The organism is Roseburia sp. AF25-13LB (genome assembly GCF_003478915.1).
In the GTDB taxonomy this organism is placed as follows: Bacteria; Bacillota; Clostridia; order Lachnospirales; family Lachnospiraceae; genus Roseburia_C; species Roseburia_C amylophila.
The window spans coordinates 217,164-235,156 of record NZ_QUFO01000002.1; the positions used below are offsets into that span (position 1 = coordinate 217,164).

The 17,993-nt window shown below is 35.1% G+C and carries 11 protein-coding genes; all 11 read left to right on the forward strand.

Annotation, left to right across the window (positions count from 1 at the left end; translation table 11 throughout):
- The first annotated feature begins 14 nt into the window (after positions 1-14).
- Positions 15-1,490: a DUF362 domain-containing protein gene (locus DWY37_RS04290; protein WP_118542512.1), complete on the forward strand. Its 1,476-nt coding sequence runs from the start codon at positions 15-17 to the stop codon at positions 1,488-1,490.
- Positions 1,491-1,590: 100 nt separating this feature from the next.
- Complete coding sequence (locus DWY37_RS04295; protein ID WP_118544448.1) at positions 1,591-2,955, forward strand: phenylacetate--CoA ligase family protein; 1,365 nt, start codon at positions 1,591-1,593, stop codon at positions 2,953-2,955.
- A gap of 147 nt (positions 2,956-3,102) precedes the next feature.
- Positions 3,103-4,389: an oligosaccharide flippase family protein gene (locus DWY37_RS04300; protein WP_118544447.1), complete on the forward strand. Its 1,287-nt coding sequence runs from the start codon at positions 3,103-3,105 to the stop codon at positions 4,387-4,389.
- Positions 4,390-4,446: 57 nt separating this feature from the next.
- Positions 4,447-6,627: an ArnT family glycosyltransferase gene (locus DWY37_RS04305; RefSeq protein WP_118544446.1), complete on the forward strand. Its 2,181-nt coding sequence runs from the start codon at positions 4,447-4,449 to the stop codon at positions 6,625-6,627.
- Positions 6,628-6,665: 38 nt separating this feature from the next.
- A complete protein-coding gene (locus tag DWY37_RS04310; RefSeq protein WP_118544445.1) occupies positions 6,666-7,865 on the forward strand; it encodes a glycosyltransferase in 1,200 nt (399 codons plus the stop codon).
- 99 nt (positions 7,866-7,964) lie between these two features.
- Entirely contained in the window at positions 7,965-10,667 is a 2,703-nt protein-coding gene (locus DWY37_RS04315; protein ID WP_158575662.1) for a YfhO family protein, read from the forward strand.
- Positions 10,668-10,851: 184 nt separating this feature from the next.
- Complete coding sequence (locus DWY37_RS04320; RefSeq protein ID WP_147403579.1) at positions 10,852-11,085, forward strand: hypothetical protein; 234 nt, start codon at positions 10,852-10,854, stop codon at positions 11,083-11,085.
- On the forward strand, positions 11,064-11,330 hold the full coding sequence (locus DWY37_RS04325; RefSeq protein ID WP_118541876.1) for a hypothetical protein: 267 nt from the start codon (positions 11,064-11,066) through the stop codon (positions 11,328-11,330). The genes DWY37_RS04320 and DWY37_RS04325 overlap by 22 nt, the downstream gene beginning before the upstream one ends.
- 93 nt (positions 11,331-11,423) lie before the next feature.
- The gene (locus DWY37_RS04330) at positions 11,424-13,655 is read left to right on the forward strand and encodes a DUF5722 domain-containing protein (protein WP_118541878.1); all 2,232 of its coding nucleotides are present in this window, start codon (positions 11,424-11,426) and stop codon (positions 13,653-13,655) included.
- A 225-nt stretch (positions 13,656-13,880) separates the two neighbouring features.
- Complete coding sequence (locus tag DWY37_RS04335; RefSeq protein ID WP_118173012.1) at positions 13,881-14,888, forward strand: NAD-dependent epimerase; 1,008 nt, start codon at positions 13,881-13,883, stop codon at positions 14,886-14,888.
- Positions 14,889-14,904: 16 nt separating this feature from the next.
- Positions 14,905-17,985, forward strand: a complete 3,081-nt coding sequence (locus DWY37_RS04340; protein WP_158575664.1) for an N-acetylmuramoyl-L-alanine amidase — start codon at positions 14,905-14,907, stop codon at positions 17,983-17,985.
- Positions 17,986-17,993 lie beyond the last annotated feature (8 nt).

A 17,993-nucleotide genomic window follows, 5' to 3' on the forward strand; every position in this document is an offset into this window, starting at 1 on the left:
GGGAGATTGGATTGATGTTAAATAGTAATTATGTTGGAATTGCATATAGTACTGAAAAAAAATATACAGATAGAAAGAAAAAAAATTGGTTTCGTCCAGATACACAATATCCTGAAATGATGTTTGATGATTGCTCAGAACACAATCAAGTGTATGAAGCAGTTAGGGAGGCACTACATATATATCAGATGGATAATGACAATTATGGAACCGATAGATGGAATCCGTTAGGCGAATTAATTAAACCAGGAGATAATGTTATTATTAAGCCTAATTTAGTTATGGATTATAATCAGTCAAATGAAGGAACAGAGTGTCTTTTTACACAGCCAGAAGTTGTTGCACCAATTATTGATTATATTTTAATTGCTTTAAAGGGAAAAGGCGGAATCATAATTGGGGATGCACCTATGCAGGAATGCAACTTAGAAAAACTGCTTGAAGAAAGCGGATATAATGAAATGATGGAGTGGTATAGAAACGTTGGCGTAGAAATAAAGATTGTAGATTTTCGTGGCTTGACAACACAGATTGATAGTAAAAAAAGAATAGGCGTTCGCAAACAGACAATTAGCGACAATCAGGATGGAACAGTTATTGATTTAGCAGACATGAGCCAGTTTGCCAAATATGATAAAGAACATTTAGAAAAGATGCGAATCACAAACTATTCTCCAGACCGTTTGAAAGAACATCATTGTCCTGGCAGACATGAATATTTTGTGTCTAATTATATTTTGAATGCGGATGTTGTGATTAATATGCCAAAGCCGAAGACTCATAGAAAAGCTGGCTATACGGCGGCGATGAAGAATATGGTAGGGATGAATGTTAGAAAAGAGTATTTACCACATCATACGATTGGAAGTGTGGCAGAAGGAGGAGATGAATATAAAAAGAAGAGTCTATTACGAAATATAGATGATAAGTTATATGACATAAAGAATACATTAGAAGGAAAAGAACGTTATAAAGCAGCTAAAGTTGTCTGGTATATTGCGGGTGGTTTAAAGTTTCTCGGAAACAAGGTACATCATGACGAGGCAGAGGGAAATTGGTATGGAAACAAAACTATAAGCAAAACAATAGTGGATTTGAATAAAATACTATTTTATGCAGACAAAAATGGACATATACATGATGAGATTCAAAGAAAAACATTGAATATTGGAGATATGATTATTAGTGGCGAGAAGGAAGGCCCTGTAGCACCTAGTCCAAAGCAGATTGGAGCAATTATAATTGCATTGAATGCCTATATTTTTGATATGGGTGTAGGCATTATGATGGGGGCAGATGCAACAAATTTTCCATTTGCAGAGGATTGCAAAAATGCAAATGAAAGTCTTCCATTGTGTAATTATCAAGATGATGAGTTGATATATGTTTCAAATGATGAAAAACTGAACAACAAGGATATTAAAAGTGTATCAAATGAGTTGAAATGGAAATTTGTTCCGACTAAAGGCTGGACGGAAATGTTTATTTGAGATAAAAATAGGGCATATGGCAGAGAATTTTATGCTGTCTTGTGGTTGGAAAGATAATTTTTAAAACATAATACTTATCAAGGAAAGAGAGATTAATTAAATGTTGCATAAGGTATTAAGTTGGTTTGTTTTACATTTTACAGGAAATAGAGGAGCGAAAGGACTTAGATATTCGGGTCAATTAAAAACATATAATTACTTAAAAAAAATGCAATGGAATGTAATGGAGGAGAATATCAATATACAGAAAAGAAAATTATATGATATTGTGATATTCTCCATAGAACATGTTCCGTATTATAGAGAACTAGGATTCAAAAAAGAAGATTTTTCGAAGGCGACAATATTTGACGATATAAAGAAATTTCCTATACTGACAAAAGATATAATTCGACGCGAAGGGAAAAAAATGTATCCTGATATACCAATAAGGGATTGGACATTCGAAAATGTTTCAGGAGGAACAACAGGAGAGCCGGTTAAATTTAGGCATAGTGGGAAATTTTTTGAAACCGATCAAGGAGCAAAATTGTTGTTTGATGAATGGTCTGGACGAAAAATAGGTGATTATCAAATTCGCTTATGGGGAAGTGAAAGAGATATTGTATCAGGAAAAAAAGACTGGATGAACAAAATTTACCGTTGGATGAGAAATGAAGTCTTTTTAAATACTTTTGTAATGTCTGAAGATGTAATAAAAAAATACATAAATGTGATAAATGAGACAAAGCCCAAAATGATTTTAGCGTATGTACAGTCCATTATGGAAATTGTGAAATATGCAAACTTAAACCATATTGAAATGTATTCACCTCGAGGAATTATGACATCTGCTGGAACATTGGACGAACAGATGTTAGAGGAAATTCAAAAAGTATTTAAGTGTCCTGTCTTAAATCGTTATGGCTCAAGGGAAATGGGAGACATGGCATGTAGTTGTAATAAGAATGAAGGTCTGCATATAAATACGTTTGTTTCTTATATAGAGGTGCTGGATGGTAATTATGAATCATGTAATTTAGATGAGGAAGGACAACTGATAGTATCATTGTTGAGTGATTATTCAATGCCTATAATTCGTTATGCAATAGGAGACAGAGGAGCATTAAGCTCAAAGACTTGTACATGTGGTAGGGGATTGCCTATGCTGAAATGTGTTACTGGAAGAATAATTGACTTTTTTAAAACTATGGATGGGCGTATAGTATATGGAGATTATTTTACACACCTTTTTTATCCCTGCACTAATGTAAAACAATTTCAAGTTATTCAGGATGCAATAGATCACATTTTGGTAAAATTGGTTTTTTTCGATAAAGATGTTGATAATAAAGGTTTTTATTTTGAAAAAGAAAATGAAATAAAAAAAGCCATGGGAGAAGGAACAAAAGTAGACTTCAAGATTGTTGATGACATTCCAGTATCGAAATCGGGAAAACGAATTTATACCATTTGTCAAATATGATTGATAAAAGTCTGTAAATAGAAAGCTAGGGCTAACTTGAAAGAATTAAACTGATGACCTATGTCCTTAAACTGATTACGTAATTTTCAAATATATTATACAGCTTAAACAACAAACCATAAATATATTGTAGTAGTGGAGGAATATATGAAAAAACAAATCAATATATTGAATGACACCATATTGAGTTTAGGATCAAAAGCGGTAGGAATGATTCTCTTTATGGCAACGGATATAATGATTGCGAGGTTTCTTTCGACTGAATCTTATGATGAATGGAGTTTCTTTTATGCGATTATTACTATGTGTTATTGGTTAGTCTGGTTTGGAATAAATGAGTCAGTCAGAGTTTTTGTAGCCAAAGAAAGAAAAAATATCAAAAGACAGAATAGCAATATTCGTATAGGAATAAAATTACGTTTACTAATCAGTGGATTATTTTTATTATTATTTACTATTGCAAGTATAGTATTTATCTTTGTAGAGCCTAGTAAAAATTTAAGATATCCGCATTTAAAAGAACTGTTTGTATGCGGAAGCCTTTTGTGCTTTGCTAATTCTTTGTTAGAGTATTTTAAGGCTGTTTTTATAGGTCTTGTTAAATTTAAGAATATTTTCATATTGACATTGGTGGAATTTGGTGGATATTTTATCTTTGGTGTAGGATGTCTGGTTATATCAAAAAATATCATTGGATTAGGAATCGGATATGTAATTGCTATTTGTAATGCTGCTTTAATAGGAAGCATTTTGTTAAAAAAATATTTAAGAGAATCGAAATGCCAATACGCGGATAGTGAATATGAGAAAACTATAAGGTGGAGTATTTTTAAATATGCTATGCCAATTTTTGTTGTTAGTATTGGCTCACTTCTTTTGACAGAAATGGACTCATTGATGTTGGGAGTGATGAGTGAAACCGGAGAAATAGGGGCATATTCTATTGCAAAAAGCTTAATGGGAAAACTCACACATGTTAATCTGGCAATATGTACAAGTACAATGACTGTCTTTGCTGTTTTAACCAAAGAAAATGTAAATAGGATGAGGAAAACATTTCATAAAATTATGCTTGGAAATGTTGCGGTTATGTTGCTAATTTGCGTAGCAGTACTCTTATTTGGCCCTTATGTGATTAGAATATTATATGGGGTAGAATATAGCAAATCTGGAATTGTGATAATTTATCTGATACCTTACTATTGTGGTTATGCTATTACAATATTTATGTCTGCTTTATTGGATTACCAAGAAAAAGCAAAGCAAAGAGTACCAATTTATTTTGCTATGATATTGTTGAATTTTATATTAAACATGTTATTTATTCCTCGTTATGGGGCTATTGGAGCTGCAATCGCAACCGATTTTAGTCTGTTGCCATATTTGGTGGGGCTGATTTTTTTAAGCTATAAGGTATTTAAGGAAAAAGAATAGATATTTAGATAAAATTACTTGGAACAGATAATTAGATACATAGGAGGTAAGCGCTTAATGGGTCAAAAAATGACATCAGTGTTTTCTTTTATATCAACCAATCATATACTGGAATTGATAGGATTTATTATATTAATTTTATTAATTTTTGATTTATATTGGAAAAGAAGTAAAACAGAAAATGTATTTGAAAAGAATGAACAATCGGCTGGTTTGCTGTTTTTGTTGCAAGGCTTTCTATTATTGTGTTCATATATGATTCTTTTCTTAAGATTTAGAAATTTAATCTACAGAAATGTTTTGAGCATTATTATTTCTGTAGGAGTAACAATTATAGTATTGGCATTAACTGTAATTGCTGTTCATGCATCAAAACAAGGTGACACTGTACGACTTAATACATCAAATTATATTCATTTAGTGAATGTGGCAATACTTATAGTTTCTGCCTGGTTGATTTATTCATATAAAATAGCTGTAAACCCAGAATTTTACAATGATGAACATTATATGATAAAAACGGCATATGGTTTAATTAATGAGCATCAGTTTGCTTTGTGGGATTTTGTACATAACACAACAATGGAAAAATATCATGGGGCTATGTTATATAATTTATGCTTAGCAATGGTGTATAAAATAACAGGATTATCAGTGGTTAGTGGTAGAATGTTATCAGTGATTTTTGCAATACTCGTTATTATATCATTGTATTACATAGGGCTGAATTTATTGAAATCTACGGAAACGGCATTTTTGGCTTCTGTAATCATGCTGTTATTTCCAGGATTTGTTGAACAGGCGAGATTGATAAGGATGCATACGTTGTCACCATTAGCCGGAATTTGGTTGTTTTATTTTGGATTAAAGGTTATTGATTGCAAAAATAATTTTAAGAAGGAAAATAGATTTACACTTTTTATAAAAAAGTACTTTGACTATAATTTGAAATATGTAGCTTTGTTTTTTTTGCTATTGGTAATTAATACATATTATTTGGTATTTCAAAATCCTTGGTTTTTTTGTATTGGACTTTTTTTATATTTGATTTTTTTGATGATAATTAAGGGAGAGAAGAAGCATTTTATATTATTTAGTGTAGGGGGAATATTAATATTCCTTGTTGTAATTGGCTGGAATTTTGAAAACATAACATGGGGGTACTATAAAGAAGTTATTGAAGCATTGAAATTACATTTGACTTTTCATTTTAATTATCCAGAAATGAGTTACATAACAAGTTTTATCAGTCATCCATTTGGAATAATTATGGGAAGCGTTTTGATGGTATCATTTATATATATATTATGTAGAAAATGGCATGAAAACAAACAATTAATTGCAATTGTATTTTGCTATTTATCATGTACATTTATATTTGTATTCTGTACAAGCCATATGTTCAGAATAAGATATCTCCTTTTTGTAGAACCATTATTAGCTTGTATTTTAGCTGTTTCGTTTAAGCAATTATTTGAAATAATGGAACGATTTGGCAAAAAAGTCTTAAGAGCCTTCTTGGTGATGGGGTTGGCTTTAAGTTTATTGACGATTGCAGTGTCAGAATATAATCCGGATTTAAGTAGAACAAAATTACAAGAAGCATATTCAAAAATAGATAGTGCTATTGATACAAGTAAACCATTTGCTTTTTGCTCTTTTCACTATCATAGCGAATACCTGACTGATTATTCAGAGAGTAATTATATAGAAATGCTGGATTCAGACTACTTACAGGATAGTGGCATGAAAGACTTTATTAGGATGGGAAGGGAGTATAATGATGGAGTTATAGTATTTGAAGCTGATAAAGCGCATATGGTAACACCAGTTTATGCAGACTTTCGTGATACATGGCTGGAACAGATTAGTGGTCAGAATATTGATGATACAAATGTAAATATTTATCGATATCGTTTTGAAGAAGAGGATAAATCTGTAGAAGTAAATCTAAATGACACAGAGAACTATAAGGCGGAAGTAATAGATGCCAATACTGTTTTTCTTGGAATAAGAATTAGAGAAGACATTAATGCTGATTTACTATTAATACAGTTCTTGAATTCAAATGGTGAAAAGAAAATGTGGCAATTAGATATTCCAGATGATGTAAGACCTGGTGAGGTAGTTTGTTATAAGTTAAAACTTGCTGAACCGTATTTTGATGGGGCTGTTTTACAACCTAATATGGGGATATATAATACGAATGAAGACACATTAACAGAGATATATTACTGATAATAGTGAGGGTTAAAAATTAGGAAGGAAAAAATTTAATGAGGAGAATAGCATTTATAGTTTCATCACTAGATACTGGAGGAGCGCAAAGGGCGGTTTCTAATATAGTGACAAATTGGCCGGATAATTGGGAAATAGATATTATTTTAAATAATGCAACAATAATTAAATATCCATATAAGGGGAATATTATTGATTTAAAAATAAAAGAACCAAAGAATCGGAAAAGTGTATTATATCAATTAAAGGTTTTTTTTAAAAGATTTCGTAGAATAAAAAGTCTGAAACGGAAAAGAAAATATGATGCATGTATAAGTTTTTTAGATAGTGCAAATATTGTAAATATTTTAACTAAAACGGCGAAAACCAAAACAATAGTGTCTGTAAGGTGCGAGCTGTCACAGGATAACTCATTTTCATATAGATATATATTAACTCCAATGGTAAAACATTTATATAATAAAGCGGATAAGGTGGTTTCGTTATCAAAGGGAGTGGAAAAAGATTTAGTTAGCAATTTTGGCTTGGAACCACAGAAAAATTGTACTATATATAACTGTTACAACTTGCAAAAAATGAAAATGTTGGCAAGTAGTGAAGATAATGTGTTAAATGATTTGGGAGATAATGAGGTATGTTTTATATCAATGGGGAGATTCACATACCAAAAAGGAGGCTGGCATCTAATAAGAGCATTTGCCAAATTAGTCCACGATGGTTATAAATGTAAGCTAGTTCTTCTGGGAACGGGGGAGTTAAAGGAATATTATGAGAAATTGGTTGAAGAATATAATATAGAAAAATCAGTTGATATAGTTGGATTTGCGGATAATCCATTTGTATATCTGAAAAAGGCAACATGTTTCGTATTTCCATCTTTATTTGAAGGTTTTGGGAATGCATTGATTGAAGCATTAGCATGTGATTTGCCGGTTATTTCTTCTGATTTTAAGTCGGGCGCAAGGGAAATTCTTGCACCAGGAACAAATATAGATTCTCATGTTATGGATGAAATTGAATATGCGAAATATGGAATTTTGGTTCCAGTATGCGAGGGAAAATATTTTGGAGCAGAAGAAAAGTTGACAAAAAATGAAATGATAATGTACAGGGCTATGACGGAAATCATTAATAATAAGGAATTGAGAGATAAGTACAAAAAAAATGCGCATTTATGTGTAGAACAATATGAACCACAGAGTATTATTAAACAGTGGATTGACTTAATTGAAGAATAGAATATAGAAAACAGATCAAATGATAGGCTAGATTGCGATAGTGTATTTTTGTGATTAGTTTTATATAAAGTGGCAGAAATGATTTATTTGAGGTGGGATATGAAGGGTAGCATTTTAAAAGAAAAATACAGTTGGATTTGGCTGGTTGTCTTGATGACAATTCTTAATCTGCTTTTTTATTGGAAATTTATTATTGGAAAAGAGTTTTTTTTAGTATCAAAAGATATGGCTATCCAACAATATTCAAGCCTGGTGAACTGGCTAAATCATATAGGAGACGGCATAAAGGGGTGGTCTTTTTCAGAGGGTATGGGAAATAGTTATGATTTTAGTGGACAGACTTTTTCTTTAAATATATTTCTCCTCCTTTTTGGAAAAGAAAATCTTAAATACACATTTATCTGGTATCATCTGATTAAAATGTATTTGGCTGCAGTGTTGTTCTATTGTGCGTTGACAAAGCTTGGAATAAAGCAAAAAGTGGCAGTATATGGTGCATTATGTTATGTTTATTCTGCTACATTTATTGTAAGAAGTTTTTGGGCAAGCTATGCATTGGAATTTGTCCTTTTTGCATTGTTGCTTTATGCATTGGAATGTTATTTTCAGGATAACAACTGGCTCCTGTTGGTGGTTGCAATTGTTTTATTGGGGACACAATTGCAATTATATCATTTAGTGGTGTATTCAGTTGCAATGTTATGCTATACGTTAATTCGTAATTATCTTGTGACAAATTATCGTGGGAAAAAGTTTTGGAAGTATATTGGAAACTGTGCATTGATTATGATCGTTTCTGTTATTATATTGGCATATCGTCTTATTCCGGAAATTATGTCAACATTTTCGTCTGGTCGTGTAGCAAATGTTAGTACACAGGTTGGAAGTTCTGCAAAGTGGATAAATTTGTTGGCATTTGCTGAACCGGATCGTCTTATAGCATCATTCAATAGCTGTTTTGCAATTTCATTGGAAGGGGCAATTGGAAATACTGCCTTTTGCCCGAATGCGTTGGATGGACCATTGTTTTATGTGGGACTATTGGTATTATTGTTGCTGCCACAATGTGTAAAATTCCTGAATAAAAAGGGAAAAAAGGTATGGCTCGGATTATTTGCATTTATTGTAGCATATTGTGTGATTCCGGCAGTTTCTTATTTATGTAATCTAGGTGCAGATGAGGACTATTTTAAGTTAAGCACAATGTGGATGCTTGCCTTCCTGATTTTTTCGACAGTCTATGTATTAGATAAGGTAGTACGCGGGGTACAATGTATAGACGGAAAATTACTTTGTATAACATATGCGGTGATTATGGTGGCTTTTATGGGGGTGAATCTGGGAATTGATGATTTTAAAAGCCGGCTCAATATGATTATGTTTGGAAAAGTAATTATTTATTTAAGTCTTTGGCTGCTGTTTCTATTGATGTTTAACAAAATAAAAAATAAAGTCATAGTGAATTACATATTTATGATAATTGTATGCACTGAAATATATTTCTTTATTCATCCGACAATGACAGCTGCAGAAGATTTGGCAGATGGATTAAAATATGTTGTAGATACCGGAGAAAATCAGAGGATGATTGATGGAATAAAGGAAAATGAACAGGAAGATTTTTACAGAATATATTTTCGGGACCAGCGTATGGCAGATTATAATACAGAATCTGTTTTGTATAATTTTAATAGCATGGGATATGGAGAACAAAGTGTAAAAAGCGGGTATGTTGATTTTCTGGAGGCTATAGAGGCAGAACCAACTTACAGACCTGTCTGGAAAAGAAGTAATGGCTTTTTGTCCAGATATATGATAGATTCCTTGGCGAGTGTGAAGTATGCAGTATTAGATAAGACAGAAACTCCACCAAGAGGATTTGAAAAGATTGGTGAGAATGAAAACTATAATATTTATCGTAATAATTATAGTATGCCGTTGGGTGTGGTAATAGACCAGACGATATCCATTGAAGATTTTGAAAAGTTATCTATCCGTCAAAAAGACGTTGCACTACTGAATTGTATTGTTTCAGATGACATACAGGAGAGTAATTTGACTCAGTATCAGAATGAGCTGAATGTCGAGTCAGAGGAAATTACCCTGGAGGAGATGTATTTAGAAGGTATAACGTTAGCCGTGAAAAATGATATGTATGAAATACAATGTGAATCAGAGGATTTTAATCGTATTTGCCTTCAGACAAAGGATATGCAGTGGACGGAGGATAATGAATATATTGTATCTTTCAAGATTTATTCTCCTACAGAAAATTCAATTTTTATACAGTGGAACGAGGGAGATGTCTGGAAACAGAAAATTATTTCAGTTACAGAAGGAATGAATAATGTTAACTTTACCATAGATTATAAAAATACAGATACTTTATGCATGTATTTTCAGAAAGGAACTTATCAGATTGGAAATCTGCATTATGAAAGCAGTAGTGAAGATGCAATTGATGAGGTATATCAATCGGGCATAAGTGAAAAATCGTTTTTGCAGATGGACACATATGAAAATAATTTGATTACAGGAACAATAGAAACAGAAAAAGATTCATTCTTATTGTTTATGATACCTTTTGATAAGAACTGGGAATTGTATGTAGATGGAAAAGAGGCACAATTACAACAGGTAGATTATGGATTTATGGGAAGCAGAATTGCAGCAGGAAACCATGTTATAAAACTTGACTATGTACCGGATAGTAATGCAATTCCGGTATACATTTCCATCGTGGGTATTATTCTTTTGGCAGGACATATACTATTGCTTAAGAAAAAAAGCCGGCTGTTATGAGAAAATTAGAACGATGGAGTAAAGAGGAAAATGAAGAAGAAACGGAAGATGGAATAAGAGTTTCTTTTTTGGTGATAGCATAACAACATATAAAGATTATAGCGGTACACAGGGTTATTATTATGATGAGTCCATGTTGCCCGTTGAAAGTACCTGGTGGATGCGTCTCCAGGGTGAAGTAGATATGGGAGAAATTAAAGAAGAATACATTTATGGTAAAACAGATGATTTTGCAGATGCATACTACACGATGTTGCAGAGAATCAGAAATGATTATCCAGATGCTGAAGTTGTATGTATGATTCCATATCATACAATCTACTCGGCTGCATTGCCGGTACTTTTGGAAGATACGGAAAAGGAGGCGGCTATTATTTCTATGATGAGAATGGCAGAATGGTGCGTAACAGCCGGATAGAATATGAAGGAAGTATGTACTATTTCAAAAGTGATGGCACACCGATGAAGGACAGGCTTACTTATCATCCAGATGGAGAACATATTATTTATCTGGATGCAAATGGAGCCATGGAGCAACGGGGCCTTTTCCGCTTCTCCAATGGAAGGGATTTAGGGTATGCAAATGCCGATGGAACCCTGATGCATTCCAGGTTTTCATACGACCCATATGGAAGAATAGTTTTTTTCATTGGAATGGAATGATAGCAAGGGGATTGATTTCGGATGGTAATATTTATTATAATATGGATGGAGCGGATGGACATTATTTAGGACAATTCGGATAAGGAGATAATTATGAGAAGAGCAGGGATACGAAGAACAGGACAAAAGTTGGTAGCTTTTTTACTGGTTGTATTGCTGGTATTTCCTATGATGGTACCGGCACAGGCGAAAGCAGCAACAACCTTGATGGGAAAAAGAGCATCAGCGTCTGACGTGGTGGAAGCAACGGCGGAAAATAAAAAAGGTATTCAGGGAGTAGAATTTTGGACAGACAGCTCTGATACAGAAATGAAGAATTCTGTCCACCATGTTTATGTGAATCTGGAATTAAATAATATTATTAACACGGATGGAACGGGAACACCATATGTTTATAATGGAAAAACCTATTATTTTAATTATGAAAATTATATAAAGGTTTTTGAATGGAGAATCAGGGAACTCCGGGCGGCTGGTAAGATTATTACAGCAGAAATATTATTAGGTTGGTCGGATAATCCGGAAATACAGAAACTGATTTATCCGGCAGGAAGAGAAAATGGACATTTCTATTATGCATTGAATGTACAGGATGCGGATGCTGTAGCAACACTGGATGCAACTTTCCATTATTTGGCAGATGTATTTGGACAGTCAGATTGTTTCATACAGAACTGGATTCTTGGAAATGAGATAACAGCACCTCAGCATTATAATTACTGTGGTTCGTATGATATCAATACAAATGTTGATATTGCTGTAAAGTCTTTTGATTTATTTTATGATGCAGTGAAAGATAACAGTCCATATGCAAGAGTGTATGTATGCCCGACACATAACTGGTATGATAATCTGGCTGGAACAGGAATTCCAACCAAAACGTTTATTGACCGTTTTGCAGCAAAAGAGCAGAGCCGTAATTGGAACATAGCATATCATGCTTATCCACGCAAAATGGATAAGACGATGTGGAGCAAAGAGGCAGCGGCAGATTTATCCCATGATATTACTTCTAATTTTGTATGTGCGGCAAATTTGGAAGTGCTGACGGATTATATTAAGAATACATATGGTTCCAAGCATCGGATTATTTTGTCAGAGCAGGGGTTTGATGCTAAGACCCTGGGGGAAGAAGCACAGGCGGCAAGTCTTGCTTACCTTTATTATGCAGCAGCTAGAAATGATATGGTAGATGCCATGATTTATGTACAATTTAAAGATAATCTTGGTGCTACAGGAGCAGGTCTTTATCAGGGACTTGTGAATGCTGATGGGACAGACCGTCAGGCATATAATGTATTTAAGTATATGGATGGCCCATATGCTTCAACTGTTGTAGAACAGTATTTGAAATATATAAAACCAAATGATACAGGAACACCAATCAGCAGTTGGACAGATGATATTATATGGAAAGCGGCCCCAACATTAGCAACTATTACTTCAGCTCAGCTTTATATTCCAGATAATCAGTCTGGCCCATGTGTGCAGATGGCAATGAGTGCAACGACATCTGCATCTGCGGATTTGGAGTATCGCTGGCTGGTATACGATCAGAGTACTGCAGTCTGGAGAGTGGTCAGTGGCTGGCAGCTGAATCAGAATATATTGAACTGGTATCCGGAAAATGCTGGAAATTATCTGGTACAGGGGGAAGTGCGGGTTGCAGGAAATACGAATTCCGTAAAAACTGCAACTACTGGTTACCAGTATGGAAATGCCATTAATCCACCTGAATCTGCACCGGCTGTTTCAGGACTGTCCTCTGTTGGAATCTATCTCTGGCAGTATGAAAATGGGCTGATTGAAGGTGGGGCGGTAGTAAATGATGGCACAGATAAATCACAGCTTTCTTACCGCTGGCTGGTATATGATGTGAAAAATAATCAGTGGATTCAGGCAGGTGATTGGTCTGCAGACTATGGAATCCATTATAGTCCGTCATCAAGTGGAGATTATCTTGTCTATTGTGAGGTAAAAGATGCACAGGGAACTGTGGTAAATACCACAGTAGGAGTTAATTACCGCCATGCAATAGAAGCAATCTGCCAGATGCCTGACCCGGCAGGAAATGGATATTTAATTGGTATCCAGAGCTTTAATAACCTAGGTTATTATTATGAAATGCAGATATTAGACTGCAATCTGTATGTGCAGGGAAAGGACGCCTGGATTTATACTACCGGTAAGTGTGGAACCCAGGGAAATACCTTGTGGACGACCTGGCAGCCGGTACCGGGATACTATTGGACACTGTTTAATTTATATGATGCATCAGGTAATCTGGTTGACCAACAGTGTTATGGGTTTACAAATGCACAGTAGAAGAGTACTATAAATTTATAATTATGAAACATATGAAGGAAGAAATCTATATGATACAGATGAAATGAAAAGGTGCGGCGTAGAGTATTATTCAATTGGAAGATAATGGCGCAGGCGGTAACTTTTGTTACTGCCTGTTTTTGCATCTGCTCTTGTTAGATGGAAAATTTTGCGTTAAAATGAAAAAGATTGGAAATACAAGCATAAATTAATGGAGGAAGTGTAATGAGCAGAGGAACAGAAGAATTAAAAGGAAAAATAATTCTTGTTACTGGTGGAGCTGGCTTTATCGGTTATCATCTGAGTAAACAATTATTAGAATATGATTGTACAGTTATTGGATATGATAATCTGAATGATTATTATGAAGTCCAGTTAAAGTATGACAGATTAAAGGATTTGGAAGGAAGAGAAGGATATACATTTATTAAGGGTGATCTTGCAGATAAAGAAACATTGGGAAAATTATTTCAGGAGTATTCTTTTGATATCGTAGTAAATCTTGGCGCACAGGCAGGTGTAAGATATAGCATTGATAATCCGGATGCATATATTTCATCCAATATGATTGGCTTTTATAACATACTGGAATGCTGCAGACATTATCCGGTAGAACATCTGGTATATGCATCATCCAGTTCTGTATATGGCGCGAATAAGAAAGTGCCATTTTCAGTAGAAGATAAAGTAGATTATCCGGTAAGCCTTTATGCAGCAACCAAGAAATCGAATGAGCTGATGGCGCATTGCTATAGCAAATTATATGGAATACCGGCAACCGGTTTACGTTTCTTTACAGTATATGGTCCGTTTGGACGACCAGATATGGCATATTTTAAATTTGCAAAGAAGATTATGGCAGGTGAAACCATCCAGATTTACAATAATGGCGATATGATGCGTGATTTCACATACATAGATGATATAGTGAAAGGAATTACCAATATTCTGCCAAATCCACCAGCAGAGATAGGGACCGGAGCCAGATATAAAGTTTATAATATTGGTAACAATAAGCCGGAAAAATTAATGGATTATATTGAAACACTGGAGAAACATTTAGGCAGGGAAGCGAAGAAAGAATTCCTGCCGATGCAGCCGGGAGATGTTTACCAGACCTATGCAGATGTAAGTGATCTGATGCATGATTTTGATTTTAAACCAAGTACTTCGATTGATGAAGGACTGGGAAAATTTGTAACATGGTTTAAGGAATATTATAGATACGAGTAAGGAAGAGATGTACAAAATGAAGAGAATTTTAAAAAGAGCAATAGCATGTTTACTGGCAGTCCTGATGCTGGCCGGGGAAGCACCGATGCAGAAAGTCCTGGCAGCAGAAGTAGAAAGCCAGACAGAACAGCAGGAAAATGTAACGAAAGAAACAGAACAACAGACTGCGGTACAACAGGCTGAGACGGAGCAGGAACAGCAGGATAAAACCGATGTTCAGTTAGATACTGAGCAGCCGGAAGATGCAAATGATGTTCAGTTAGATACTGAGCAGCCGGAAGATGCAAATGATGTTCAGGTGGGCACTGGACAGCCAGAAGAAACAACTGGTATTCAGGTAGAAGTACCACTGCTTAATTATGTATATGTAGATAAAAACAGGGTAGAAATAGGCGACACGCAGAATATTGTACTGAGTGTGGGTGACGATACAACAGTAATAGAGTCTGCTAAGTTGTATGTTCAGAATAAGGATGGTGAACAGTATACTTTAGAAGCATCTGAAATAGATGGAAATGCAATACTGTTTGCAGAAAATTATCAGGATGAAAACCAGACAGGTGTGTATACACTTTATAGCTATGAAATTACAGTAGATGGTATCGTTTATACACAGGTGCTTTCAGAAACAGGAGTGGATGTATCTTATGGAGTAAACTGTGATGTGGAATCCACGCCGGATGCACAACTGGTAGATGAGGACACAGTAGAATCTGACATGGATGTAGTATCTTTTGACGAGGATGGTAATCAGACATCCGAAGATTCTATTGCATCAGCAATTGAAAATCAGCAGCAGGAGCAGTCTGAGGATGGAATTACCCGCTCTACTTATGGCAGCAATGGAAATATCGTTGTAGTACTGGATCCGGGACATGGTGGTTCGGATCCGGGGGCATCAGGGAATGGACTAAGGGAAAAAGACCTTACACTTAAAATTGCTCAATATGCGAAACAGGAATTGGAAAAATATGCAGGAGTAACAGTATATCTGACGCGTACATCAGATAGTTACGTGGGATTAAAAGATAGAGCAACTTATGCTAAGAGTGTAAATGCAGATATATTTGTCAGTTTACATATTAATTCGAATACAAGTGCGAGTCCGAATGGGGCTGAAATATATTATCCTAATAGAAATTATAACGCATCTATTGGTGAAACGGGGAAACAACTTGCTTCTCAGGTTATAAAACAATTAACAGCATTAGGAATAAAAAATAGAGGAATAAAAGAGGAAGATCAATGTAAAGATCCAGATGAAGAATATATGTATCCAGATGGTTCCCATGGAGATTATCATTCGGTTATTCGTAATTGTAAAAAAGAAGGAATTCCTGCAATACTTGTTGAACATGCTTTTATATCAAATGCATCAGATGCAAGCAATTATTTATCATCAGATGAAAAACTGAAAAAATTAGGTGTAGCAGATGCACAAGGCATTGCAGAATATTACAATTTAAAACAGGGCTTTCAGATTAACAAAATCAATTTTCAAGATAAAAACAACTCTGTAGAAATATCAGCACAGTGCTCAGATACAAAAGGAGTACAGTATCGGTATTTATATTATGATTTTGCAACACAGTGCTGGGGTGTTATTTCTGAGTGGACAACAGAATCTAAAGTGGAATGGCAGCCAAAAGCTGGTAATTACTGGGTACAGGTAGCAGCAATTGACAGCAATGGAAATGGTACGACGAAGACAGTTTCCTATGCAGCAACACATAATTATACCGGCTATTATCTTGATCTGAATGGAATGTGTTATATCATGAGAGATAATGGTATTGATGTAGGTGTGGCGTATGACAGCAATGCATCAGATGTGAAATTCAGATGGCAGGCATATAATTTGGATAAACAGCAATGGAGCATGGTGGCAGACTGGACGGGAAGCAACTGGGTAACATGGAAACCGGAACAGGGCAACTTCTGGCTCTATGTAGAGGCAATGACACCGGATGGTGCGACACAGAATACGATTATGTGTTTTGCATCACAGAAAGATTATTCCCATCATTCATTAAACCTCAATGGAATGTGCTACAATATTTATGATGACCGGATTGATGTCGGAATTGCTTATGATAGTGATGATTCCAATGTGACATTTAAATGGGAAGCATATAACCTGGATAAGCAGGAGTGGAATCTGGTAGCAGACTGGACGGGAAGCAACTGGGTATCCTGGTATCCGGACAAAGGCAATTACTGGATGCATGTGACAGCACGGACATCAGATGGTGTGACGAAAGAATATACAATCTGTTTTAATGCAGCAAGAAATTATAATCATAAATACATATCCATTAATGGAATTTGTAGCGTGAATGATAAAGCAGCTATTAATCTTGGAGTATCCTATAATACAAATGACACATCTCCGGCTTTTCGTTGGCAGATATATGATTTGAGTACAAGCACATGGTCTACACTGACAGACTGGACTGGAAGTAACTGGGTATCCTGGTATCCGGGTTCTGGTAATTACTGGGTATATGTGGAAGCAAGAACCAGTGACGGAACAGTAGAAAACTATTGCATTGCTTATCAGGTGACGGCAAGATATGAGATCATGGGAACGACCAGTACCAATATTTCCCAGATGGTTGCATATTATAATGCCAATAATGCTTATCCGGAATTCTATGCATCTTCCGATGCACCGACAATAGAAGCATTTTGCCAGATATATCTGGAAGAATGCCAGGCAGAAGGACTGAAAGCAGAAGTGGCATTCTGCCAGGCGATGCTGGAAACCGGATTTTTACGATATGGCGGGGATGTACAGATTAACCAGTATAACTTTGCCGGATTAGGAGCAACTGGTAATGGAGCACCGGGAAATTCCTTTGGCAGTGTAAGGGAAGGAATCCGGGCACAGGTACAGCACTTGAAGGCCTATGCATCAACTGCTGGTCTGAACCAGCCATGTGTGGATTCACGGTTCCAATATGTAAAGAGAGGAACTGCACCATATGTAGAGTGGCTTGGAATCCAGGAGAACCCATATGGAAAAGGATGGGCGACTGCTAAAAATTATGGCTATAATATTGTTAATCTTTATATGGCAAAACTGTTTAAATATTAAATGAAGGA